Source organism: Streptomyces sp. NPDC044003, assembly GCF_056435185.1.
On the sequence record NZ_JBWKFA010000001.1, the window covers coordinates 659,348 to 681,548 of the forward strand.

Annotated in this window: 17 protein-coding genes and 1 pseudogene; 5 read left to right on the top strand and 13 right to left on the bottom strand. The window is 70.6% G+C overall.

Going from position 1 to position 22,201, the window contains the following annotated elements; translation table 11 throughout:
• Positions 1 to 24 precede the first annotated feature (24 nt).
• The 11 genes and pseudogenes from AC07AW_RS03020 to AC07AW_RS03070 all read right to left on the bottom strand — a co-directional run.
• A pseudogene (locus tag AC07AW_RS03020) lies at positions 25 to 312 on the bottom strand (peptidoglycan-binding domain-containing protein); the annotation flags it as partial.
• A 23-nt stretch (positions 313 to 335) separates the two neighbouring features.
• Positions 336 to 1,340 carry a peptidoglycan-binding domain-containing protein gene (locus AC07AW_RS03025; protein ID WP_478813755.1) on the bottom strand — a complete coding sequence of 335 codons (1,005 nt, stop codon included), beginning with the start codon at positions 1,338 to 1,340 and terminating at the stop codon, positions 336 to 338.
• A gap of 36 nt (positions 1,341 to 1,376) precedes the next feature.
• Positions 1,377 to 2,450: a peptidoglycan recognition protein family protein gene (locus AC07AW_RS03030; protein ID WP_478813756.1), complete on the bottom strand. Its 1,074-nt coding sequence runs from the start codon at positions 2,448 to 2,450 to the stop codon at positions 1,377 to 1,379.
• Between the two features lie 135 nt (positions 2,451 to 2,585).
• Positions 2,586 to 2,873, bottom strand: a complete 288-nt coding sequence (locus tag AC07AW_RS03035; RefSeq protein WP_478814374.1) for a DUF2690 domain-containing protein — start codon at positions 2,871 to 2,873, stop codon at positions 2,586 to 2,588.
• A gap of 437 nt (positions 2,874 to 3,310) precedes the next feature.
• Positions 3,311 to 4,396 (bottom strand): ABC transporter ATP-binding protein, encoded by a 1,086-nt coding sequence (locus AC07AW_RS03040; RefSeq protein ID WP_478813757.1) that lies wholly within the window; start codon positions 4,394 to 4,396, stop codon positions 3,311 to 3,313.
• Positions 4,389 to 5,447 (bottom strand): ABC transporter ATP-binding protein, encoded by a 1,059-nt coding sequence (locus tag AC07AW_RS03045; protein WP_392150731.1) that lies wholly within the window; start codon positions 5,445 to 5,447, stop codon positions 4,389 to 4,391. The genes AC07AW_RS03040 and AC07AW_RS03045 overlap by 8 nt, the downstream gene beginning before the upstream one ends.
• Before the next feature lie 14 nt (positions 5,448 to 5,461).
• On the bottom strand, positions 5,462 to 6,415 hold the full coding sequence (locus AC07AW_RS03050; protein ID WP_478813758.1) for an ABC transporter permease: 954 nt from the start codon (positions 6,413 to 6,415) through the stop codon (positions 5,462 to 5,464).
• Positions 6,408 to 7,340 carry an ABC transporter permease gene (locus AC07AW_RS03055; protein ID WP_478814375.1) on the bottom strand — a complete coding sequence of 311 codons (933 nt, stop codon included), beginning with the start codon at positions 7,338 to 7,340 and terminating at the stop codon, positions 6,408 to 6,410. The genes AC07AW_RS03050 and AC07AW_RS03055 overlap by 8 nt, the downstream gene beginning before the upstream one ends.
• 170 nt (positions 7,341 to 7,510) lie before the next feature.
• Positions 7,511 to 9,154, bottom strand: coding sequence for a peptide ABC transporter substrate-binding protein (locus AC07AW_RS03060; protein ID WP_478813759.1), 1,644 nt, complete (start codon positions 9,152 to 9,154; stop codon positions 7,511 to 7,513).
• 479 nt (positions 9,155 to 9,633) lie between these two features.
• Positions 9,634 to 11,535 (bottom strand): translational GTPase TypA, encoded by a 1,902-nt coding sequence (gene typA / locus AC07AW_RS03065; RefSeq protein WP_478813760.1) that lies wholly within the window; start codon positions 11,533 to 11,535, stop codon positions 9,634 to 9,636.
• Between the two features lie 262 nt (positions 11,536 to 11,797).
• Complete coding sequence (locus AC07AW_RS03070) at positions 11,798 to 14,197, bottom strand: ABC transporter family substrate-binding protein (RefSeq protein ID WP_478813761.1); 2,400 nt, start codon at positions 14,195 to 14,197, stop codon at positions 11,798 to 11,800.
• Between the two features lie 200 nt (positions 14,198 to 14,397).
• Between AC07AW_RS03070 and AC07AW_RS03075 the strand changes: the two genes are divergently transcribed.
• Genes AC07AW_RS03075 through AC07AW_RS03090 form a run of 4 tightly spaced genes read left to right on the top strand, consistent with a single transcriptional unit; the run spans position 14,398 to position 18,118 of the window.
• A complete protein-coding gene (locus AC07AW_RS03075) occupies positions 14,398 to 14,625 on the top strand; it encodes a hypothetical protein (RefSeq protein ID WP_478813762.1) in 228 nt (75 codons plus the stop codon).
• Positions 14,626 to 14,641: 16 nt separating this feature from the next.
• Positions 14,642 to 15,463: a hypothetical protein gene (locus tag AC07AW_RS03080; RefSeq protein WP_478813763.1), complete on the top strand. Its 822-nt coding sequence runs from the start codon at positions 14,642 to 14,644 to the stop codon at positions 15,461 to 15,463.
• A gap of 10 nt (positions 15,464 to 15,473) precedes the next feature.
• On the top strand, positions 15,474 to 17,351 hold the full coding sequence (locus AC07AW_RS03085) for a fumarate reductase/succinate dehydrogenase flavoprotein subunit (protein WP_478814376.1): 1,878 nt from the start codon (positions 15,474 to 15,476) through the stop codon (positions 17,349 to 17,351).
• Positions 17,348 to 18,118, top strand: a complete 771-nt coding sequence (locus AC07AW_RS03090) for a succinate dehydrogenase/fumarate reductase iron-sulfur subunit (protein ID WP_478813764.1) — start codon at positions 17,348 to 17,350, stop codon at positions 18,116 to 18,118. The genes AC07AW_RS03085 and AC07AW_RS03090 overlap by 4 nt, the downstream gene beginning before the upstream one ends.
• Here the strand turns inward: AC07AW_RS03090 and AC07AW_RS03095 are convergent.
• Together AC07AW_RS03095 and AC07AW_RS03100 are read right to left on the bottom strand one after the other, a co-directional pair.
• On the bottom strand, positions 18,099 to 18,884 hold the full coding sequence (locus tag AC07AW_RS03095; RefSeq protein WP_478813765.1) for a transglutaminase domain-containing protein: 786 nt from the start codon (positions 18,882 to 18,884) through the stop codon (positions 18,099 to 18,101). The two genes, AC07AW_RS03090 and AC07AW_RS03095, sit on opposite strands and share 20 nt — an antisense overlap.
• A gap of 62 nt (positions 18,885 to 18,946) precedes the next feature.
• Entirely contained in the window at positions 18,947 to 19,972 is a 1,026-nt protein-coding gene (locus tag AC07AW_RS03100) for a glycoside hydrolase family 18 protein (protein WP_478813766.1), read from the bottom strand.
• Between the two features lie 172 nt (positions 19,973 to 20,144).
• On the opposite strand from AC07AW_RS03100, the gene AC07AW_RS03105 reads away from it, so the two are divergent.
• Positions 20,145 to 22,199, top strand: coding sequence for a TPM domain-containing protein (locus tag AC07AW_RS03105; RefSeq protein ID WP_478814377.1), 2,055 nt, complete (start codon positions 20,145 to 20,147; stop codon positions 22,197 to 22,199).
• Positions 22,200 to 22,201 lie beyond the last annotated feature (2 nt).

Here is a 22,201-nt window from a genome sequence, read left to right on the forward strand (position 1 = left end):
GACGGTGACGATCAGCTTGGACCAGGTGTCGGCGCCGACGATGCCGTCCGCGGACAGGCTGTTGGCGCTCTGGAAGCTGCGGACCTTGGCCTCGGTGCCGGAGCCGAAGGCGCCGTCGGCGGCGGTGGCGTAGCCGCGGGCGGTCAGCAGGTGCTGGACGGTGGTCACCTGGACGCCGCTGCTGCCGTTCTTGACCAGCGGCCAGTCGGCCGCGAAGGCGGGGGCGGCCTGGAGGACGCCGGCCACCAGGGCGGTGACGAGGGCGGCGAGCAGCGCGGCCGCGAGGCCGGGCAGTCTTCTCACGTGCGTCATGGCGGGTTCCTCGAACTCTCGGGTCAGCACTGGTAGTTGGCGTCCGGGTGCACCGGCTCGCAGTAGCGGATGTGGAGGTGGTTGTCGTGGTTGGGGTACTGGACGGTCAGCCCCTCCGCGATCAGCTGCGGGTCGTTGAAGAAGACGAGCTTCACGTGCCCGGGCGCGGCCGCGCGCAGGGCCTTGACCAGCTCGCGGGTCGCACCCCGGTCGTAGGAGGCGGAGTCCCAGGTGATCCGGGAGCCGGTGCACTGCGCCGAGTCGGTGCGCACGGGCCAGAAGTCGACGTCCAGGCCGACCTGGTGGGTGGCGTGGCCGTAGATGGAGCCGCCGTGCTCGAAGGCGATGTCGCCGACGGGGACCTTGCCGCGGCCGAGGGCGGCGAAGGTGCGGGCGCCGGCCTCCAGCTGGCCGATGGCGGCGGCGGCGCCCCAGTCGGCGGAGGCGTTGCCGTCGGGGTTCTGGTTGCACAGGGTGCCGGCGTTGTAGTCGGCGTACTCGTAGTGCCAGAGCAGGTTGGTCCAGGTGTCCGGGCCGACGATGCCGTCCGCGCCGAGGCCGGCGTGGCTCTGGAAGGTGCGGACGGCCGAGGCGGTGCCGGGGCCGAAGGCGCCGTCGACGCTCAGGCCCGCGCCGCGCTTGGCGTTGAGCAGGTACTGGACGGCCTTGACGGCCTCGCCCTGGCTGCCCTCCCGGACGGTCGGGGTCAGCGCCCGCCAGGTGTTGGGGCCGACGATGCCGTCCGAGGTCAGGCCGTGGGAGGACTGGAAGGAGCGGACGGCGGTGTCGGTGCCGGAGCCGAAGACACCGTCGGCGCCGAGCTGCGCGCCCTGCCCGTTGAGCAGGTACTGGAGGGCGGTGACGTCCGAGCCCCGGTTGCCCTTGCTCTGGGTGGGGACGAACGCGCCGGAGAAGGCGTGCGCGGGTGTGCCCAGGCCGATGAGCACGAGCAGGGCGGCGAGGGCGGCGAGGGCCGCGAGCGGGACCGCTCCGCGCACGGGGCGGAACGGCCGGATGGTCGACGACATGGTGGTGGGCTTCTCCTTGCTCGGAGGGAGGGGACGTCAGGCGAGGAGGCGGCTGAAGGTGCGCGCGTCGGCGAGGCCGTCGGCGGGCAGCCCGGCGGCGTTCTGGAAGGTGGCGACGGAGGCCAGGGTGCCGGGGCCGAAGACGCCGTCGGCGTCGGTCGGGACGCCCTTGGCCGTGAGCAGGAGCTGGACGGCCTTGACGGCCTCGCCGGTGTCGCCCTGCCGTACGGGCACGACCAGCTGGTGCCAGGTCTGGTTGCCGGCGTAGCCGTCGGAGGTCGCGGTCACGAGGGTCTGGAAGTCCCGTACGGCCTGCTCGGTGGCCGGGCCGAAGCTGCCGTCCACGGTGATCGTGGCGCCGCGCCGGACGAGCAGGCGCTGGAGCGCGCGGACCCGGTCGCCGGTGTCGCCGTTGTGCAGCAGCGGCCACACGGGCGCGGTCGGGTCCCCGCCGATGCGGGCGGCGACGTCCCGCCGGAGCTGCGGGAGCATCGCGTACAGGCGGTCGCCGGGGCACTCGGTGGCGTTGAAGTCCCGGTGCCCGTAGATCTGGTAGGCGCGCAGCCCGTACTGGCGGCAGATGTACGCGCACAGCTCGACCAGCTTCGCGTACTGCTCGCTCCGCGGGTCGACCGTGATGTACGTGCCCTCGTTCTCGATGCCGATGGCGACGGTGTTCTGCCCGGTGCAGTGCGCCGACTCCACGGTCTGGGTGCCGCCCTGGAGCGCGGCCAGGCTGCTGTGCCGGCCCTCCAGGACGTACGCGCCGCGGGAGACGGTGAAGTGCTGGCCCGTGTCGATCCAGTGGCGCTCGTCCATCGCCCAGTTCTGCATGGAGCGGGCGAGCCCGAATGCCTGGGCCTGCGAGTAGTCGGTCGTGTTGGGCGTGTCCGTGTGGTGCACGATGATCTTCTGCGGCGGGGTCGACAGGACCCGCACCGGGCTGCTCGACGGGCGGGCGCCCCACGCGGTGGTGTCCGCGATGGAGGGCCCGGTCGCGGCCTGCGCCTGGCCGGTCGCCCACAGGGGCAGCACGGTCGCGGCGCCGAGCGCGAGCCCGCCGGTGAGCAGGGAACGGCGGCTGGGGATCGGTTGGTTGACCGAGGTCATGATGGGGGGTTCCTCAACTCGGCGACTCGGTGACTCAGTACGAGCCGGTGCAGTGGGTTTCGAGGGTCGCGAGGGTGGCGTAGATGTCCTTGTCGTCGACCATCGCGGTGTACGCCGTGCCGGAGCCGCCCACGACTAGTACCAGGACGTGCATTCGGCGGTGGACGGGGAGTTGTAGTCCACGTAGCCGCAGGCCCGGGACAGGAGGTCCTTGTCGTTCACCATCGAGGTCCAGACGGCGTAGCTGCCGCTGGTGTGCACCGAGTAGGTCCCGTTCCCGTCCTGGCGCTGCACGAAGATGATCAGCCGGTTCGGCGTGAACGTGGGGTAGCGCGCCCAGGCCGCACGGCAGGTGGGGCTGTAGCGCAGCTCCACACCGTAGAACGAGGTCGTGCCGACGGTGCGGGCGTCGTTCTGACAGATGGTCGTGCAGGCCGGACGCGGCGAGCGCGAGCGCCGAACCGGCGGTGGCGAGTCTGCGGGTGAGTGCGTTCACGATGACCCCTGATCCTCAAGTGGCGTGCAGCGGGCAGCAGTTGAGCTGCGCCGCGGCACACGCTGCCAGTCCCGCCCGCCGTCCGGGCTGTCCCGGCGGACCGGGTGCGTCCCGTGCACGGGCCCGGCGGGACGGTGCGCCGTCGACGGTCGAGGCAGGGGTACGGGCGGGAGGGGCCGTCCCGGCGGGGTCGCGGGACGGCCCGGGGGACGCGGGACGGGAACGGGACACCCGTACGCCCGTCCCGTGGGACGTCCCGCGGGAACGCGAAAGGCCCCCGGCACCCTTGCGGGTGTCCGGGGGCCTCTCGGCTCCGGCCTGATCAGAAGGATCGGATCAGGCAGATCCGATCAGACGGATCGGATCAGACGGAAAGGACCTGCTTCTCCTCGGCGAAGTGGCACGCCGAGAAGTGGGCGGCCGGGGTGTCCTCGCCCTGGAAGCGCGACGGGATCGCGAGGACCGGCACCTCCTGGGAGCACCTCTCCTGCGCCTTCCAGCAGCGGGTCCGGAAGCTGCAGCCCGACGGCGGGTTGGCCGGCGAGGGGACGTCACCGGTGAGGATGATCCGCTCGCGGTTGGCGCGGGCCTCCGGGTCCGGCACCGGCACCGCGGAGAGCAGCGCCTGGGTGTACGGGTGCGTCGGGTGCTCGTAGATCTGCTCGTCCGTACCGATCTCGGCCATCTTGCCGAGGTACATGACGCCGACGCGGTCCGAGATGTGCCGGACGATCGACAGGTCGTGCGCGATGAAGATGTAGGAGAGGTTGAACTCGTCCTGGAGCTTCCCCATCAGGTTGATGACCTGCGCCTGGACGGAGACGTCCAGGGCCGAGACCGGCTCGTCGCAGATGATGATCTCCGGGTTGAGCGCGAGGCCTCGGGCGATGCCGATGCGCTGGCGCTGACCGCCGGAGAACTGGTGCGGGTACCGGTTGATGTACTCCGGGTTCAGACCGACGACGTCGAGCAGCTCCTGCACCTTGCGGCGCCGGTCGCCCTTCGGGGCCACCTCGGGGTGGATGTCGAAGGGCTCGCCGATGATGTCGCCGACCGTCATACGCGGGTTCAGCGAGGTGTACGGGTCCTGGAACACCATCTGGATGTTGCGGCGGACGGCCTTCAGCGCGCGCCCGGACAGCTTGGTGATGTCCTGGCCCTTGTAGAAGACCTCGCCGGCGGTGGCCCGCTCCAGGTTCATCAGGAGCTTGGCGACCGTGGACTTGCCACAGCCGGACTCGCCCACGATGCCGAGGGTCTCGCCCTGGTAGAGGTCGAAGGAGACCCCGTCCACGGCCTTGACCGCGCCGACCTGCTTCTTGAAGAGGATGCCCTGCGTCAGCGGGAAGTGCTTCTTCAGGTTGCGCACCTGGAGGATCGGCTCGCCACGGCCCACAGGGGCGTCGAGGGCGGCGGCCACGGCCTCGTCGTTCGTGCTGAGGTCAGCCATGGATCGTCTCCTTCCAGAAGTGGCAGGCGCTCTTACGGCCCGGGAGGTCCGCGCCGTTCTGCTCGGTGACCGGCACCAGGGCCGGGATCTCCGTGCGGCAGATGTCGTCGGCCTTGGGGCAGCGCGGGTTGAAGGCGCAGCCGGTGGGCACCTTGAGCAGGTTGGGCGGCAGACCCTTGATCGCGTAGAGCTCCTGGCCCTTCTGGTCCAGGCGCGGGATCGAGTCGAGGAGGCCGCGGGTGTACGGGTGGGCCGGGCGCTTGTACAGCTCGTGCACCGGCGCCTGCTCGACGATCCGGCCGGCGTACATCACGGCGATCTTGTCCGCGACGTCGGCGACGACGCCGAGGTCGTGGGTGATCAGGATCAGACCCATGTTGTATTCCTGCTGGAGCTCCGCGAGGAGGTCCATGACCTGGGCCTGGACGGTCACGTCGAGAGCCGTGGTGGGCTCGTCGGCGATGATCAGGTCCGGCTCCAGGGCGAGCGCCATGGCGATCATGATGCGCTGGCGCATACCGCCGGAGAACTGGTGGGGGTAGTCGGAGACCCGCGCCTTGGCGGCGGGGATCTTGACCTTGTCCATCAGCTCGACGGCCTTGACCGTGGCGTCCTTCTTGGACATGCCGTGGTGCACCCGGAACATCTCGCCGAGCTGGTAGCCGACGGTGAGGACCGGGTTGAGGGAGGACAGCGCGTCCTGGAAGATCATCGCGATCTTCCGGCCGCGGATCTTCCGGCGGTCCTCCTCGGACATCTTCAGCATGTCCTCGCCGCGGAACAGGATCTCGCCCTGCGGGATCTTGCCGGGCGGCATGTCGAGGATGCCCATGATGGCCTGGGCGGTGACGGACTTGCCGGAGCCGGACTCGCCGAGGACGGCGAGGGTCTCGCCGGCGTTCACCGAGTAGTTGACGCCGTTGACCGCCTTGGCCACACCGTCACGGGTGTGGAACTCGACGTGCAGGTCCTTGACTTCGAGCAGCGGACCGGTGTGGTCGGAACCGCCGCGCGGCGCGGGGACGGCCGCGGTCTTGTCGATGATGCTCATCTGGTACGCCCTCCTCAGCGCAGCTTGGGGTCGAGGGCGTTGCGGACGGCTTCGCCGAGCATGATGAACGCCAGGACGGTGAGGCTCAGCATGATCGACGGCCACAGCAGGACGTGCGGAGCGATGCGGATCTGAGCGACACCGGCGGAGATGTCGACACCCCAGGAGACGGTCGGGGCGGCGAGGCCGAGTCCGAGGAAGGACAGGGTGGCCTCGGCCGAGATGTAGCCGCCGAGCGCGATGGTCGCGACGACGATCACGGGGGCCATGGCGTTCGGCAGGATGTGCCGGAAGAGAATCCGGGTCGTGCCGGCGCCGAGGGCCTTCGCCGCGTGGACGTAGTCGGCCTGCTTGACGGTGATCACGGCACCGCGCATGACGCGGGTGATCTGGGTCCAGCCGAGGAACGCGAGGGCGAAGACGACGACCCAGACGGTCCGCTCGACGAAGGACTGCAGGACGACCATGGCGCCGAGCAGGAAGGGGATGCCGAAGAAGATGTCGGTGAGCCGGGAGAGCACCGTGTCGACCCAGCCGCCGAAGTAGCCCGCGATCATGCCCATCACGCCACCGAGGACGGTGACGATCGCGGTGACCGCGATGCCGACGGTGACCGAGGCGCGGGTGCCGTGGATCAGTCGGGCGTAGACGGAGCGGCCCTGCTGGTCGTAGCCCAGCCACTCGGCCGAACCGACCTTGCCCAGCTCGGGCTTGCTCAGGAAGTGGTGGACCAGGTCACCGGCGGTCGGGGACGCGCTGGTGAAGAGGCCCGGCCACGCCGAGATCAGCAGCAGCAGTGCGATCAGGATCGACGAGACGATGAAGTACGGGTTGCGGCGCAGGTCGGCCCAGGCGTCGCCCCAGAGGCTGCGGCTCTTCTCCTGCTTCGCCGCCGGCGCGGAGGCGTCCACCGAGGGGGTGGCGACGGCGTCCTCGACGGCCGTGGCGGTCTTGGTCACGTCAGGCATACCGGATCCTCGGGTCCAGGACCGCGTACAGCAGGTCGATGAGCAGGCTGGTGACGAGGTAGACGACCACCAGGATGGTGACGAGGCCCACCAGGGTCGAACCTTCGCGCCGGGAGATCGACTCGGCGATGACGCCGCCGATTCCGTGGATGTTGAAGATCGCCTCGGTGACGACCGCGCCACCCATGAGGGCGCCGATGTCGGTGCCGAGGAAGGTGACCACGGGGATCATCGAGTTGCGCATCAGGTGGACGCCGATGACGCGGCGCCGCGGCAGGCCCTTGGCGACGGCCGTACGCATGTAGTCGGCGCGCAGGTTCTCCGCCATGGACGTACGGGTGAGCCGTGCCACATAGGCGAGGGAGAGACCGCCGAGCACAATGGCCGGAGCGATCATCTCGCTCAGGACCGGCTCGGTGCTGACGTTCGGCGCGATCCAGCCCAGGTTGAAGGCGAACACCATCTTGATGATGTAGCCGAGGACGAAGACCGGGATCGAGATGATCAGCAGGGTGAAGATCAGGATCAGGTTGTCGGCCAGGCGGCCGGCGCGCAGACCACCGATGATGCCCAGGCCGATGCCGAAGACGAGCTCGATGGCGAAGGCCAGGGCGGCAAGCTGGAGGGTGATGGGGAACGCGTCGCCCAGCACCTCGGTGACCGGCCGTCCGTTACGGATCTGGGTACCGAAGTCCAGGTGCAGGATCATGTCCCGCATGTAGTAGATGTACTGCAGCCATTCCGGCTTGTCGAGACCCAGCTCATGGCGCTTCGCGGCGAGCGTCGCCGGGTCGGCGCCCTTGTCACCGAACATCGCCAGCACGGGGTCACCGGGCAGGACGTGCACCATGGCGAAGATCAGCAGGGTTGTCCCGAGGAAAACCGGGATCATCTGGAGCAGTCGTCGTGCGACATAACGCCCCATCATGCCTCCGTTGAGATGTGTCAGCGCAACCGACGGGCCCTCCCCCGACAGCATGCCCGGATCCGGGCATGCTGATGTCGTGGAAGGGCCCCCCAGCCGCTGCGTAAGGCACCGAGACGGGACTGACGATCCGTCAGTCCCGTGACGGTGTGCGGACTACGCTCGGGTGATTACTTCTTGACCTCGACGCCGGTCAGGATCGGGTCGCCGTCCTGGCCGTAGGCGACACCCGAAACCTTCTCGGAGAAGCCGGCGTTGACCTTGTAGTACCAGAGCGGGATGGACGGCATGTAGTTCTTGAGGTCCTTCTCGATCGCCTGGTAGGCCTTGACGGACTCGTCAAGGGTGGCGGCCGAGTCGGCCTTCGCGATCTTGGCGTCCAGCTCCTTGTTGGAGAAGTCGCCCTGGTTGCCGCCCGCACCCGTGCGGAACAGGTCCGAGATGAAGTTGGCGTTCACCGGGTAGTCGAGCACCCAGCCGGAGCGGTAGAGCGACTTGACCTGCTTGGTCTTACGAGCGGTCAGGTCGGCCTGGAAGTCCGGCTTGCCGTCGCCGACGCACTGGACGTCGGTGGCCTGCTGGATGGAGTTGCAGACAGCGTCCACCCACTCCTTGTGGCCGCCGTCGGCGTTGTACTGGATGGAGATCTTGCCGCCGGGGACGCCGCCACCGGCCTTGATGAGCTCCTTGGCCTTGGCCGGGTCGTACGTGGTGACACCGGCACCACCGTCGGCCTGGAAGCCCAGAACGCCCTTCGCGACCCAGCCGGTCGCGGGCTCACGCGTGCCGTTCAGCACCGTCTTGGTGATGGTGGCACGGTCGATCGCCATGGACAGACCCTGGATGACGCGCGGGTCGACCAGCTTCGGCTTCTTCCACTGGTCGGAGTAGAAGGCGACGGCGATGGTCTGGATCGCGGAGTACGGCTGGTCCACGGCGCGGTCGCCGAGGTCCTGGCGGTAGACCGGGAGGTCCTTCGGCGCGATCTGACGCAGGACGTCGACGTTGCCGGACTTCAGGTCCTCGTACGCGGCCTCGAGGGTGGTGTAGTTCTTGAAGATCACACCACCGTTCTTCGCCTTGTTCGGGCCCTTGTAGCCGTCGAAGCGGGCGATCTCGATCTTCTTCTTGTGGTCCCAGCTCTTGAACTTGTAGGGACCGTTGCCGACCGGGGCCGCACCGCGGGCCTTCGCGTCGAGCTTGTAGAAGGACTCCGGCATCGGCGCGAAGACGATGTACGCGAGCTTGTGCGCGAAGTACGGGACCGGCTTGGTGAGCTCGATCTTGAAGGTGTTCTCGTCGACGACGGTCAGACCGTCCAGCTTGTCGGCGGTCTGCTTCGCACCCTCGGCGTCCGGGTGGACCTTGTCGTAGCCCTTGATGTCCGCGAACCAGGAAGCGAGGCCCTGGGCGTTCTTCAGGCTGGCGTTCCAGTTCCACGCGTCCACGAAGGACTTGGAGGTGACCGGGGTGCCGTCGTGGAAGGTCCAGCCCGGCTTGAGCTTGACGGTCCAGGTCTTCGAGTCCGTCGTGGTGACCGACTCGGCGTTGATCATCTCCAGGGAGCCGTCGGCCTTGTAGTCGACCAGGGTCGAGAACAGGCCGGCCATGACGGCGGAGCCGTTGGACTCCATCGTGTCACCGGTGAGCAGGGGCTTCTCCGGCTCGCCGAGCTCGATGGAGAAGACTCCGTTCGGGTCAACAGCGCCCTTGGCGTCGTTGCCGCCGTCGCTCTTACCTCCGCCACAGGCGGTCGCAGCAAGGGCAACGATGATCGCGCCCGTTACCCACTTGGCGCTCTTGGCACCGCGCATGGGTTCCTCCTCATGAGTCCACTTTGTCACTACAAGAGAGGCACTCCGAGTTTCGCCGACACCCCTGACGGCTTTGGACTCAAGTGCCCCGAGTGTGCTCGTGAGTCGGCACTCCCCACAGTGCGTGACCCATTGACCCGAGCTCAATGGAGCCAACTATTAAGTACGTCCGGGCTGTAAACCACACTTAAGCGGTCTCGTTTTGACAACATCACCGGGGCCTCGGATACCGAAATCCGGACAAAATGAGCACAGACAGACACGCCCGAAACGGACTGTTAACACACGTACCGGAGAGCGATCGCCGATATGCGGACACTCGGCCTCTGAAACCGAGTTGACGAGACTTGACGAAAAGCCCGGGCCCCCACAGTGCCTGTGGGGGCCCGGGCTCCGGTGCTGACGTCATGTCAGCCGAGAGCGGCGAAGATCACAGAACCGTGATCTACCCCGCCGTCCTCGGCCGTATGCGACCTTACTCAGCCGTTCTTGGCGCGGGAAGACGCGCGACCGCGGGCGTTCTGGTCGAGGATGACCTTGCGGATGCGCACGGCCTCCGGGGTGACCTCGACGCACTCGTCGTCGCGGCAGAACTCCAGGGACTGCTCCAGGGAGAGCTTCCGCGGCGGGACGATCGCCTCGAAGGAGTCGGCGGAGGCGGAGCGCATGTTGGTGAGCTTCTTCTCCTTGGTGATGTTCACGTCCATGTCGTCGGAGCGCGAGTTCTCGCCGACGATCATGCCCTCGTACACCTCGGTGCCGGGGTCGGTGAACAGGACGCCGCGCTCCTGGAGGTTGGTCATCGCGAAGGCGGTGACCGCACCGGCGCGGTCGGCGACCAGCGAGCCGTTGTTACGGGTCGTCAGCGTGCCGAACCACGGCTCGTGGCCCTCGTGGATCGAGTGGGCGATGCCCGTACCGCGGGTGTTGGTGAGGAACTCCGTACGGAAGCCGATGAGGCCACGGGACGGAACGACGAACTCCATGCGGACCCAGCCGGAGCCGTGGTTCGACATGTTGTCCATGCGGCCCTTGCGGACGCCCATGAGCTGCGTGACCGCGCCCATGTGCTCCTCGGGGACGTCGACCGTGAGGCGCTCGACGGGCTCGTGCGTCTTGCCGTCGACCTCCTTGGTGACGACCTGCGGCTTGCCGATGGTGAGCTCGAAGCCCTCGCGGCGCATCTGCTCGACCAGGATGGCGAGCGCGAGCTCACCGCGGCCCTGGACCTCCCAGGCGTCCGGGCGCTCGGTGTCGAGGACGCGGAGCGAGACGTTACCGATCAGCTCGCGGTCCAGACGGTCCTTGACCTGGCGGGCGGTGACCTTGCGCTGCTTGACCGCGGACTTGGCGTCCGCGCCCTTGCCCGTGCCACCGCGGCCGACGAGCGGCGAGGTGTTGGTGCCGATGGTCATGGAGATGGCCGGCTGGTCGACCGTGATCAGCGGGAGCGCGATCGGGTTCTCCGGGTCGGCCAGGGTCTCGCCGATCATGATGTCGGGGATACCGGCGACGGCGCAGATGTCACCGGGGCCGGCGACCTCGGCGGGCTTGCGGGTGAGCGCCTCGGTCATCATCAGCTCGGTGATGCGGACGTTGGAGATCGTGCCGTCCCGCTTGATCCACGCGACCGTCTGGCCCTTGCGCAGCTCGCCCTGCTCGACGCGGAGCAGCGCGATACGGCCGAGGAAGTTGTCGGCGTCCAGGTTGGTGACGTGCGCCTGGAGGGGGGCCTCCTCGTCGTACGACGGGGCCGGGACGTGCTCCAGGATGGTGGAGAAGAAGGGCTCCAGGTTGGTGGAGTCCGCCGGGACCGTGCCGTTCTCCGGCTTGGTCAGCGACGCGATGCCGTCACGGCCGCAGGCGTAGACGATCGGGAACTCGATCTGGTCCTCGTCGGCGTCCAGGTCCAGGAAGAGGTCGTAGGTCTCGTTGACGACCTCGTCGATCCGGGAGTCCGGGCGGTCCGTCTTGTTGATGCAGAGGATGACGGGCTTGCGCTGCTGGAGGGCCTTGCGCAGCACGAAGCGGGTCTGCGGGAGCGGACCCTCGGAGGCGTCCACGAGGAGGACGACCGCGTCCACCATCGACAGACCGCGCTCGACCTCGCCACCGAAGTCGGCGTGGCCGGGGGTGTCGATGATGTTGATCGTGATCGGGGCCCCGCCGTCCTTGGGGTGATACTTCACCGCCGTGTTCTTGGCGAGGATCGTGATGCCCTTCTCACGCTCCAGGTCGTTCGAGTCCATCATGCGGTCGTCGAGCTGCTGGTGGGCGGCGAAGGCACCGGCCTGCTTGAGCATGGCGTCGACGATGGTCGTCTTGCCATGGTCGACGTGGGCGACGATGGCGACGTTACGGATGTCGTGGCGCGTGGGCATGGGTGCTTGCGCTTCTCTCGGATCGTGGGATGCGGCGTCAGTTCCTCGTACGCCCGCCGGGCGGACGCGCCACGGCTATGTCCTATGGTACGGGGCTGCCGTGCAAGGGGCTTCCCCGGCTGGATCCGAGAGGGTCTACTGGGAGGTTTCAGGGTGTGGGGAAAGTCATGCGGGCCGGGTCAAGGGGCCGACGCGATCCTGCCCGCCGGGGTCTCCGGCGGGCAAGGAACTTGAGCTGCTTCTGAGGTTGTGACCTGCACTTTCAGTGGTTTCGCTGGGTACCCTTGGTCGTTTCGGGCTTCTTGAACCCGATGTCCTGGTAGCGGGGAGCGGCGAGACCCCAGGCGCCGGCGTTCAGGAGATCGGCGCGGGCGGCGACGAGCTGCGGGCGCTGGTAGAGGGGGATGGAGCCGGCCGCGGCCCAGATCCGGGCGTCGGCCTGGCGCACGAGATCGCGGGCCTCCTCCTCGTCGAGCGTCCCCGCCGCCTGGTCGAAGAGCTGGTCGATACGGTCGGTGCCGACCCGGGAGTAGTTCTGCTCGACCAGGAGCGAGCCGTCCGAGGCGGGCTCGGGCTTGGCGAAGATCGGCCGGGCGTCGGTCGCCGGGAAGGCGGAGGCCGGCCAGGAGTAGAGGGCCAGGTCGTAGTCGCCGGAGGCCACGTGGTCCTTGAAGAAGCTGTCGTCGGAGACCTTGACGACCTCGGTGCGGATCCCGACCGCGTCGAGCATCCGGACGATGCGGTCCCCGACCGCCCGCAGCGACTCGGAGCCCGGCCCGGACGGCAGGACGAAGCGGAGGCTGAGCGCCTTGCCGTCCTTGCCGAGGGCCTGGGCGGCGTCGGGAGCCGTCACGGGGGCGGCGGTGCCGCGCGGGGCGTAGGCCCCGGCCACCCCCTGGTCGGGCTTGGCGGCCTTCTGGGCGGCGCGGGCGGCGCCGGAGCCGGTGTCGAGGGCCTCGGCGCGGGCGAGGAGCGCGGCGCTCTGGCGGGCGGCGGCGGGGGCCGGCGCGAGGGTGTCGGTGCCGCTCTCGGGGCCGTTCGCGCCGATGGCGGGGGCGGGGACCGCGCGGCGGTCGCCGGGCTTGTCGTCGCCGACGATGTAGAGGCCCTCGTCGGAGGCGGTGTCGCTCGCCCGCTTCTTGGCGTCGGTGGAGCCCTCGCCCTTCTTGGCCTTCTCCGCGGCCTTCTTCTCCGCCTCCTTCTTCTCCGCTTCCTTCTTCTCCGCCTCGCTGCCCGCCTTGGTGCCGGCGGGCTTGTGGAGCGCGCCGCCGGGGACCCAGCCCGCGTCGGCGAGGAGCGCCTGCGCCTCCTCGGTGTCCTGGCCGCCGAGCGCGTCGCTGCTGTCCGCGTACGCCGCCTGGCCGGCGAGGGCGAGGTGGCTGCCGGGGGGCTTCGCGGGCAGGCCGAGCGGCTTGAGGACGGTTTCGGCGAGCTCCTGGCGGTCGATGGCGCGGGCCACCGCGCGCCGTACCCGCTCGTCGGCCAGCGGGCCGGACTCGCCGTTCAGCGAGAGCTGGGTGTAGGCGGGCTCCAGGGACTTGCGGACCACGTACGTCGCGAGGGTGTCCTGGGCGCTCGCGTACCGGGCGATCGCCTCCTGGTTCTCCTGGCGGGCGGCCTTGACCTCGGCCGCCTTCTCGTCGTCGGAGCCGTGGGCGAGGGCCCAGGACTTCAGGGCCTTGGAGGGGGTGATCGCGGAGCCGGGGCCGTGGGCGAGGGCGGCCTGGGCGCCGTTCCGGCCGGCGCGGGCGTCGCGGAGGGCGAGGGAGATCCGCTCGGCCACGGACCGGTCGATCTCGGCCAGGTCGAGGTCGCCGGCGGCGAGGGCGGCGGCCCGGTCGGCCCGGGGGACGGCCTTGAGGACGACGCTGTCGAGCTTGGCCTGCTGCCCCCACCAGCGGGGGTTGCGGGCGAGGGTGACGTCTCCGCCCTTCCGGTCGACCGCCTTCAGCAGGAACGGTCCTGCAGTGGCCTTGAGGGTGGTGCGCGCCCCGTCGTTGAAGGAGTTCGGGGAGCCCATCACCTGCTTGGGGTAGAGGGGCGTGAAGAGGGACTGCCAGTCGGCGTAGGGCTTGGCGAAGGTGACCCGGACCTCCAGGTCGTTCTTGCCCCGCTCGATCTTCTCGATCCGCTCGTAGCCGGAGTTGCGGGCGGTCCAGTACGCGGTGTCGCGGCCGCTCAGGGCGCGCCACTGGGCCACGAAGTCGGCCGCCCCGATCTCGCGCCCGTCGCTCCAGACCGCCTGCTGGTTGAGCTTGTAGAGGACGACCTGCTTGGGCTCGGTCTCGACGACCTGCGCGGACTCCAGGTAGTCGGGGTTCAGCCTGGGCCGGCCCCGCTCGTCGATCGTGTAGAGGGAGGGGAGCACGGCTCCGGCGATGCGCGCGGTGGTGCCGTCGGCGTCGGCCTGGAAGGCGTTGAGCGTGGTGGGCAGCGCGTCGACGGCCCAGCGGAGGGTGCCCCCGTCGGCGACCCGGTCGCGGGGCGCGGGCGCGTTGTCCTGGGCCGCCGCCGGGGTCTCGTCGGCGTCGTCGCCGGAGCTGCAGCCGGCGAGGACGGTGACGGCGAGGACCGCGCTGGTGAGGGTGGCGACGGAGCGGAGCGTGCGGGAGCGGGGGCTCCTGGAGCATGTCCTCCCGCGAGGGGCGCCGATCTGGGACATGACTTGTACCCCTTCGTCCAGATTTATGCCATTTGGAGATGATCAGACCTATTGCTCATACACTGAAAAGGACGGAGCGGATCCGGCCACGGCGACACGACGGCCCGACCGGCAAAGCCCACTCGTGCGGCCCAACCGCCCGTGCACACGACTTCCCAAGCGGGATGTGACGCGCGACACTCACGAAGGTGAGGGCAACCATGTCCGTTCAGGACGATCTGGCGGCCGTCAAGCGCCGCTTGCAGGACCTGGAACACACGGTCGAGGAACTGGAGCGCCGCGTCGGGACGGAGCGGGGCGCGCCTTCCGCACCGACCGCCGGCCGTGCGGAGAGCATGGTGACCATCCCCGACACCCCGTACGACGCCGGGAAGTGGACCGACGTCGACGACGAAGGCCTGGGAGCACGCGACCACCACGCGCCGTAGAGCCGAGGAGGCCCTGTTGGCCACAGGTACGGAACCCCCCGATGCGGCGACGGGGGTGCGCTCCCCGGGGCGCGCCGCCATCGCCGCCCGCCATCTGCGGACCGACCGCTGGTGGCTCTCCCCCGCCGCCACCGCGGCCGGACTGCTCGCCTTCGTCGCGTACTCGACCTGGCGGGCCTTCGCGAACGCCGACTACTACGCCGCCCCCTACGTCTCGCCCTTCTACTCGCCCTGCCTCGCGGAGAACTGCGTCCCCATGCGGGGCGGGCCGAACTGGGCGCTCTTCGGCAGCTGGTGGGGCCTCTCCCCCGCCCTCCTGATCCTGGTCTTCCCGCTGGGCTTCCGGCTGACCTGCTACTACTACCGCAAGGCGTACTACCGGGGGTTCTGGGCGGCTCCCCCGGCCTGCGCGGTGGCCGAACCCCATCGCACGTACACCGGCGAGACCCGCTTCCCGCTGCTCCTGCAGAACCTCCACCGGTACTTCTTCTACGCGGCGGTGCCGGTCGCCGGGATCCTCACGTACGACACCGCGCTGACCTTCCGGAACGCCGACTACGCGTGGGGCCACGCCGGGCTCGGGACGCTGATCTTCCTCGTCAACATCGTCCTCATCTGGGCGTACACCGTCTCCTGCCACTCCTGCCGGCACATCGTCGGCGGCCGCCTGAGGCACTTCTCGAAGCATCCCGTCCGCTACCGGCTGTGGACCTGGGTGGGGCGCCTGAACCGGCGTCATATGCAACTCGCCTGGGCGTCGCTGATCAGCGTCGCCGCCTGCGACCTGTACGTGTACCTGCTCGCCACCGGCGCCTTCGACGACCCGAGGTTCTTCTGACATGAGTCCTGTGAGCTCCATGGAACGGCAGCGGTGGGACGTGGTCGTGGTCGGCGCGGGCGGCGCCGGGCTGCGGGCCGCGATCGAGGCGCGCCGGGCCGGCGCGCGCACCGCCGTCATCTGCAAGTCCCTCTTCGGCAAGGCGCACACGGTGATGGCCGAGGGCGGGATCGCCGCCTCCATGGCGAACGCCAACGAGCACGACGACTGGAAGACGCACTTCCGGGACACCATGCGCGGCGGGAAGTTCCTCAACCAGTGGCGGATGGCCGAGCTGCACGCCCAGGAGGCGCCCGAGCGGGTCTGGGAGCTGGAGACCTGGGGCGCGCTCTTCGACCGCACGGCGGACGGCCGGATCTCCCAGCGCAACTTCGGCGGCCACGAGTACCCGCGGCTCGCGCACGTCGGCGACCGCACCGGGCTCGAACTCCTGCGGACCCTCCAGCAGAAGGTGGTCGGGCTCCAGCAGGAGGACCACCGCGAGACCGGCGACCACGAGGCGCGCCTGAAGGTCTTCCAGGAGTTCACCGTCACCCGCATCCTCAAGGACGCCGAGGGAAGGGTCGCCGGGGTCTTCTGTTACGAGCGGGAGAGCGGGCGCTTCCTCGTCCTGGAGGCGCCCGCGGTCGTCCTGGCGACCGGCGGCATCGGCAAGTCCTTCAAGGTGACCTCGAACTCCTGGGAGTACACGGGCGACGGCCACGCCCTCGCCCTGCTCGCCGGGGCGCCCCTGGTGAACATGGAGTTCGTGCAGTTCCACCCGACGGGCATGGTCTGGCCGCCGTCGGTGAAGGGGATCCTCGTCACCGAGTCCGTACGCGGCGACGGCGGGGTGCTGCGGAACTCCGAGGACCGGCGCTTCATGTTCGACTACGTCCCCGACGTCTTCAAGGAGAAGTACGCCGAGTCGGAGGAGGAGGGCGACCGCTGGTACGAGGACCCCGAGCACAACCGGCGCCCGCCCGAGCTGCTGCCGCGCGACGAGGTGGCCCGGGCCATCAACGCCGAGGTGAAGGCGGGGCGCGGCTCCCCGCACGGCGGGGTGTTCCTGGACGTGTCCACCCGGATGCCGGCGGAGACCATCAAGCGGCGGCTGCCCTCGATGTACCACCAGTTCAAGGAGCTGGCGGACGTCGACATCACGGCCGAGGCGATGGAGGTCGGGCCGACCTGCCACTACGTGATGGGCGGTGTCGCCGTCGACTCGGAGACGGCGTCCACCGTCGGGGTGCCCGGGCTCTTCGCGGCCGGCGAGGTCGCGGGCGGCATGCACGGATCCAACCGGCTCGGCGGGAACTCCCTCTCCGACCTGCTGGTCTTCGGGCGGCGGGCCGGTCTGCACGCGGCGGAGTACGCGGTGGGGGCCACGCCCTCCGAGGTCGGCGAGGAGGCGGTGGCGGCGGCCGGGACGGAGGCGCTGGCCCCGTTCCGGGACGGTGCCGCGGAGAACCCGTACACCCTCCACCAGGAGCTCCAGCAGACGATGAACGACCTCGTCGGGATCATCCGGCGGGAGGGCGAGATGGCCGAGGCCCTGGAGCGGATCGCCGCGCTGCGGGAGCGGGCCGGGCGGATCTCGGTCGAGGGGCACCGGCAGTTCAACCCCGGCTGGCACCTCGCCCTCGACCTGCGGAACATGCTCCTGGTCAGCGAGTGCGTGGCCCGGGCCGCCCTGGAGCGCACCGAGTCCCGGGGCGGGCACACCCGCGAGGACCGTCCGGCGATGGAGCGGTCGTGGCGCCCGGTGAACCTGCTGTGCCGGGCCTCCGGAGGGGGCGGGATCGAGCTGGAGCGGGTCCGGACCGAGCCCATCAGGCCCGATCTGCTCGCCCTCTTCGAGAAGGAGGAGCTGGCGAAGTACCTGGCGGAGGAGGAGCTGGACGCATGAGCACGTATCAGGCCCACTTCCGGATCTGGCGGGGCGACGCCGACGGCGGGGAGCTGACCGACTACACCGTCGAGGTCCACGACGGCGAGGTGGTCCTCGACATCGTCCACCGGCTCCAGGCCACCCAGACCCCCGACCTGGCGGTGCGCTGGAACTGCAAGGCGGGCAAGTGCGGGTCGTGCTCGGCCGAGATCAACGGCCGGCCCCGGCTGATGTGCATGACCCGGATGTCGGTCTTCGCGCGGGACGAGGTCGTCACGGTGACGCCCATGCGGGCCTTTCCCGTCGTCCGCGACCTGGTCACGGACGTCTCCTTCAACTACACGAAGGCCCGGGAGATCCCGGCGTTCGTCCCGCCCGCCGGGCTCGGCCCCGGCGAGTACCGGATGAAGCAGGAGGACGTGGACCGCTCGCAGGAGTTCAGGAAGTGCATCGAGTGCTTCCTGTGCCAGGACACCTGCCACGTGGTGCGCGACCACGAGGAGAACAAGGAGGCCTTCGCCGGGCCCCGCTTCCTCATGCGGGTCGCGGAGCTCGACATGCACCCCCTGGACGCGGCCGAGGAGGCCGGACTCGACCGGCGGCGGACGGCGCAGGAGGAGCACGGCCTCGGCTACTGCAACATCACCAAGTGCTGCACCGAGGTCTGCCCGGAGTCCATCCGGATCACCGACAACGCCCTGATCCCCCTGAAGGAGCGGGTCGTGGACCGGAAGTACGACCCGCTCGTCTGGCTCGGGAAGACGATCAGGCGGCGGAAGACCTGACGCCGGACGCCGCGCCCGCGCTCCAGCGGCCGAGGACCGGCTCGGCGAAGGTGCGGGCGGTGCGGCACATGGTCTGCCCGTGGAGGTCGAACAGCTCGTCGCGCGAGGAGAAGCGGCCGAGGTCCGTCCGGAGGTGGGCGGACAGGTCGCAGGGGGCCGAGCCGGCGCACGCGGCGGGCGCGTCCCAGTCGACGGTGGTCCGGGCGACGGCCTCGAAGAGCGTCTCCGCACCGGAGTTGGTGAACCCGCCGCCGTGCCCGGCGGGGTCGGCCGGGACGAGTCCGGTGAACAGCTCGGCGATCGGGACCCAGACATCGTCCAGCAGGAACTCCGGCCAGGCCAGCAGCACCTCCTGCGGGACGAACGCGCGCAGCTTCGGGAACCTCGGGTACCAGAAGGTGCCGTCGACGAGCAGCCCGCGCACCCGGGTCGCCACGCCGAGGGACCGGGCCACCGCCTCCAGGACCGCCATCCGCTGGCTGCACGAGCCGCGGCCGAGCCGCAGCGTGCGCGACACCCGGCGCCGGTCCTCGACGGAGTACACGGGCCGCACGGCGGTGACGAGGATGCCGTGCGCCACCTGGAGCCGAGCGCGGTCGGTGACCGCCCCGCGCGCCTCGGCCTCGCGCAGCACCCGGGCGGTGAGCGCGGACACGAGCGAATGCTCCAGGTCCAGGATCGCGGTGGCCCGGGTGGACCCGGGGACCTCCTGTGCGGGCGCTTCCAGATCACGCGTGCGGACCGGCATCAGCAGACGGCTGGTCATGTCGTCATCCCCCCCTTGGTCACGGCCCTGGTCCGGCCGTGCCCGGCCCATCCTGTACCACGTCAGAGCCAGCCCGCGCGGTAGGCCGCCCAGTCCCCCTCCTCCGCCGCGAAGTCGACGTACAGCGCGAGGCCGAACCGCTTGCGGCCGGGGTCGGTGCGGCCGAGGCCGAGTCGCGCGCCCTTGACCGCCGCGGCGACCGTCTCCGCGTCCTCGTGGTGGCCGAGGTCGTCCTCGTGGAAGAACGGCAGGCCTATGAGCAGGTCCGTGGTCTCGGGCGTCACTTCGAGGGCGAGGGCCGTCTGCTGGGCGACGTACCCGCCGTACAGGCTCTCCAGCGGCATCCAGGTGTCGTACGACATGACGGCGACCTGGTCGACGCGCCGGGCGACCTCGCCGAAGAACTCCTGCGACCACCACTTCTCGCTGCCGTCGGCGCTGAGCGCGCCGAGCGCCGTGTGGGCGCCCGGCAGCGGGTCGATCTGGTGGGCGGCGACCGAGAGCGGGACCTTGCGGGCCCGGGTCAGCTCCCCGAGGCCGTCGAGGAGGGAGAGGTAGTCCCGGTCGTCGGAGTGCAGCGGCTCCAGGTCGAAGTGGACCCCGTCGAATCCGGCGTCGAGGATCTGCCGGGCCGAACCGACCACGGCCCGGCGTGACCCGGCGTCCTCCAGGCGCAGTCCCACGGGCCCCTCGGTGGCGAGGACGTCCCCGAGCCAGGCCTGGACCCGTATCCCGGGCATCGTGCGGTGCACCCCGTCGATCAGCCACTCGGCGCGGGGGTATTTGGCGGCCGGCAGGGTGCCGTCGTGCTCCAGGGGCCCGGCGTGCACGTACAGGTCGCGTATGCCGCTGTCCTTCAGACGTGCGGCGAGGGCCGCGAGGTCGGCGTCCTTCTTCCGTCCGTCGACCCAGGCGTGCCCGATCCAGAAGGCGTCCTTGCCGCGGGTCCTCGCGTCGTCCCTGAGGTCCCCGGTGTAGCTGACGCGCAGGGCCAGGGCGCCGAAGAGCGGGGGCACCACCAGCAGCAGGACGAGGCCGAGGACCCACCAGCGCCCCCGCCGCCACACACGCCTCAGCCGTCCGTCCACCCGAGCCCCCCAAGAGCCGTCGCGTCACTGGAGACCACCGTAGCGGTGGCTACGGACAGTCACGCTCGGGCGAGGGGGACGGTTTCAGGCGGCACAGGTCCGGTCGCGGGCAGACATACGTGGACATAGCCTCCCCTTTGTGACGCGAATAGCCACCCGATCCCTTCTCGCGATGCTGGTGGCGGCGTGGTGGCTCCTCGTGCCCGCCGTACACGGTGCCCACGCCGACGACCCCGTCGTCCTGTCCCGGGACGGGCAGATCACCGACCGGGTGGACGCCCTCGGCGACCGCCGCGGCTCCGTGGTCCAGGCCCTCGACCGGCTCTACGACGACCGGCGCGTCCAGCTCTTCGTCGTCTACGTACGGGACTTCTCCGGGCGCTCGGGCCAGGACTGGGCCGACGCCACCGCGGAACGCAACGCGCTCGGCCTCGACGACGTGCTGCTCGCCGTCGCCACCCACGACCGGCAGTACGGCTACGCGGCCGACCCCGGCTCCCGCTTCACCCAGGCCCAGCTCGACGAGGTCGCCCGGACCGCGATCGAACCCGCCCTCCGGCAGAACGACTGGGCCGGCGCCGCCATCGGCGCGGCGAACGGCTACGACGCCGTCCTCGCGGGGCAGCCCGTCCCCGCTCCGGCGATCACCCCCGGCCCCGCCGATCCCGGCGCCCCGGCCGACGACGGCACCTCGGCCACCGACCTCGTCCTGCCCCTGGTGCTCGTCGGCGGCGCGGGGGCCGTGGCGGCCTACGCGTACACCAAACGGCGGCGCCGCACCGAGACCCGCACCACGCCGGGCGGCGGGCAGGGCTGGGGCCCTCCGAAGGAGACCGCGCCACCGTCCCTGGCCGAGCTCGACGGGGAGGCCCGCCGGACGTTGGTCGCCACCGACGACGCCGTCCGCACCAGCCAGGAGGAACTCGGCTTCGCGTCGGCCCAGTTCGGCGAGGAGGCGGTGCGCCCCTTCACCGAGGCGGTCGACTTCGCCGAGGAACAGCTGACGGCCTCCTTCCGGTTGCGGCAGAAGCTCGACGACTCCTTCCCCGAGGACGACTCGACCCGCCGGAGCATGCTGGAGGAGATCCTCCGCCGCTGCGCCGAGGCGAACGCGCGCCTCGACGCCGAGACGGAGGACTTCGACCGGCTCCGGGCCCTGGAGCGCACGGCCCCGGAGGCGCTGGCCGTCGTGGAGGCGGCCTTCCGGGAGCAGACCGGACGGATCGGGACCGCCGAGGCGGCGCTGACCGCGATGCGCGAGCGGTACGCCGAGTCGGCGGCCGCGCCGGTCGCCGGCGACGTCGAGCAGGCGAAGGACCGCCTCGTCTTCGCGACGACCCACGTCAACCAGGCCCGCCAGCAGATCGACGCCGGCGACAACGGCGGGGCCGCCCTGCACATCCGGGCCGCCGAGGGCGCGGTGGACCAGGCGGCCCGGCTGATCGAGGCGGTGGACCGGCGGGCGCAGGAGCTGGCCGAGGCCGTGGGGAAGCTGACGGGCGCGCTCGCGGAGACGGACGCGGACCTGGCGGAGGCCCGTGGGCTGTTGAAGGGGACGGCCGAGGGAGTGTCCACGGCCGACCTCCAGGGCCGGATCGCCCGCGCCGAGTCGGTGACCGCCGAGGTGCGGCGGCGCGTGGACGCCGGGCGGTACGACCCGATCGACGCCCTGCGCCGGGTCGAGGAGGCCGACGCGGCGCTCGACGAGACGCTGGAAGGCGCGCGGGAGCGCGAATCGGGTGCGCGCCGCGCCCGCGCGCTCCTCGACCAGGTGATGCTGACGGCCCGTTCGACGATCGGGGCGGCCTCCGACTACATCACCACGCACCGGGGCGCGGTCGGCAGTGAGGCCCGTACGCGCCTTGCCGAGGCCCAGCGCCGCTGGGAGAAGGCGAGGGCGCTCACGGCGGCGGACGACCCGCAGACGGCCCTGGTGGAGGCGCAGCAGGCGGACGCGCTGGCGCGGCGCGCCCAGGACCTCGCCGAGCAGGACGTCCGCACGTATGGGAACCCGAACGGCCTGGGCGGTGTAACAGGAGTGGGAGGAAGCGGTGGCGGCGGGCTCGGCGGCGCGGTGCTCGGCGGCATCATCCTCGGCGGACTGTTCGGCGGGGGGTCGGGCAGAGGAGGAGGGGGCGGCATCGGGGGCGGAGGTTTCGGCGGCGGGCCCGGCAGCTTCGGCGGCAGCGGCACGCGCGGCCGGCTGGGCGGCGGAGGCCGTTTCTGAGT

Bases quoted from the DNA above. Each gene is read 5' to 3' on its own strand.
- AC07AW_RS03030 (WP_478813756.1), bottom strand. From the start codon at position 2,450: ATGACCTCGGTCAACCAACCGATCCCCAGCCGCCGTTCCCTGCTCACC.
- AC07AW_RS03060 (WP_478813759.1), bottom strand. From the start codon at position 9,154: ATGCGCGGTGCCAAGAGCGCCAAGTGGGTAACGGGCGCGATCATCGTT.
- AC07AW_RS03055 (WP_478814375.1), bottom strand. From the start codon at position 7,340: ATGGGGCGTTATGTCGCACGACGACTGCTCCAGATGATCCCGGTTTTC.
- AC07AW_RS03040 (WP_478813757.1), bottom strand. From the start codon at position 4,396: ATGGCTGACCTCAGCACGAACGACGAGGCCGTGGCCGCCGCCCTCGAC.
- AC07AW_RS03095 (WP_478813765.1), bottom strand. From the start codon at position 18,884: ATGACCAGCCGTCTGCTGATGCCGGTCCGCACGCGTGATCTGGAAGCG.
- AC07AW_RS03045 (WP_392150731.1), bottom strand. From the start codon at position 5,447: ATGAGCATCATCGACAAGACCGCGGCCGTCCCCGCGCCGCGCGGCGGT.
- AC07AW_RS03025 (WP_478813755.1), bottom strand. From the start codon at position 1,340: ATGTCGTCGACCATCCGGCCGTTCCGCCCCGTGCGCGGAGCGGTCCCG.
- AC07AW_RS03050 (WP_478813758.1), bottom strand. From the start codon at position 6,415: ATGCCTGACGTGACCAAGACCGCCACGGCCGTCGAGGACGCCGTCGCC.
- AC07AW_RS03070 (WP_478813761.1), bottom strand. From the start codon at position 14,197: ATGTCCCAGATCGGCGCCCCTCGCGGGAGGACATGCTCCAGGAGCCCC.
- typA (WP_478813760.1), bottom strand. From the start codon at position 11,535: ATGCCCACGCGCCACGACATCCGTAACGTCGCCATCGTCGCCCACGTC.
- AC07AW_RS03075 (WP_478813762.1), top strand. From the start codon at position 14,398: ATGTCCGTTCAGGACGATCTGGCGGCCGTCAAGCGCCGCTTGCAGGAC.
- AC07AW_RS03105 (WP_478814377.1), top strand. From the start codon at position 20,145: ATGCTGGTGGCGGCGTGGTGGCTCCTCGTGCCCGCCGTACACGGTGCC.
- AC07AW_RS03090 (WP_478813764.1), top strand. From the start codon at position 17,348: ATGAGCACGTATCAGGCCCACTTCCGGATCTGGCGGGGCGACGCCGAC.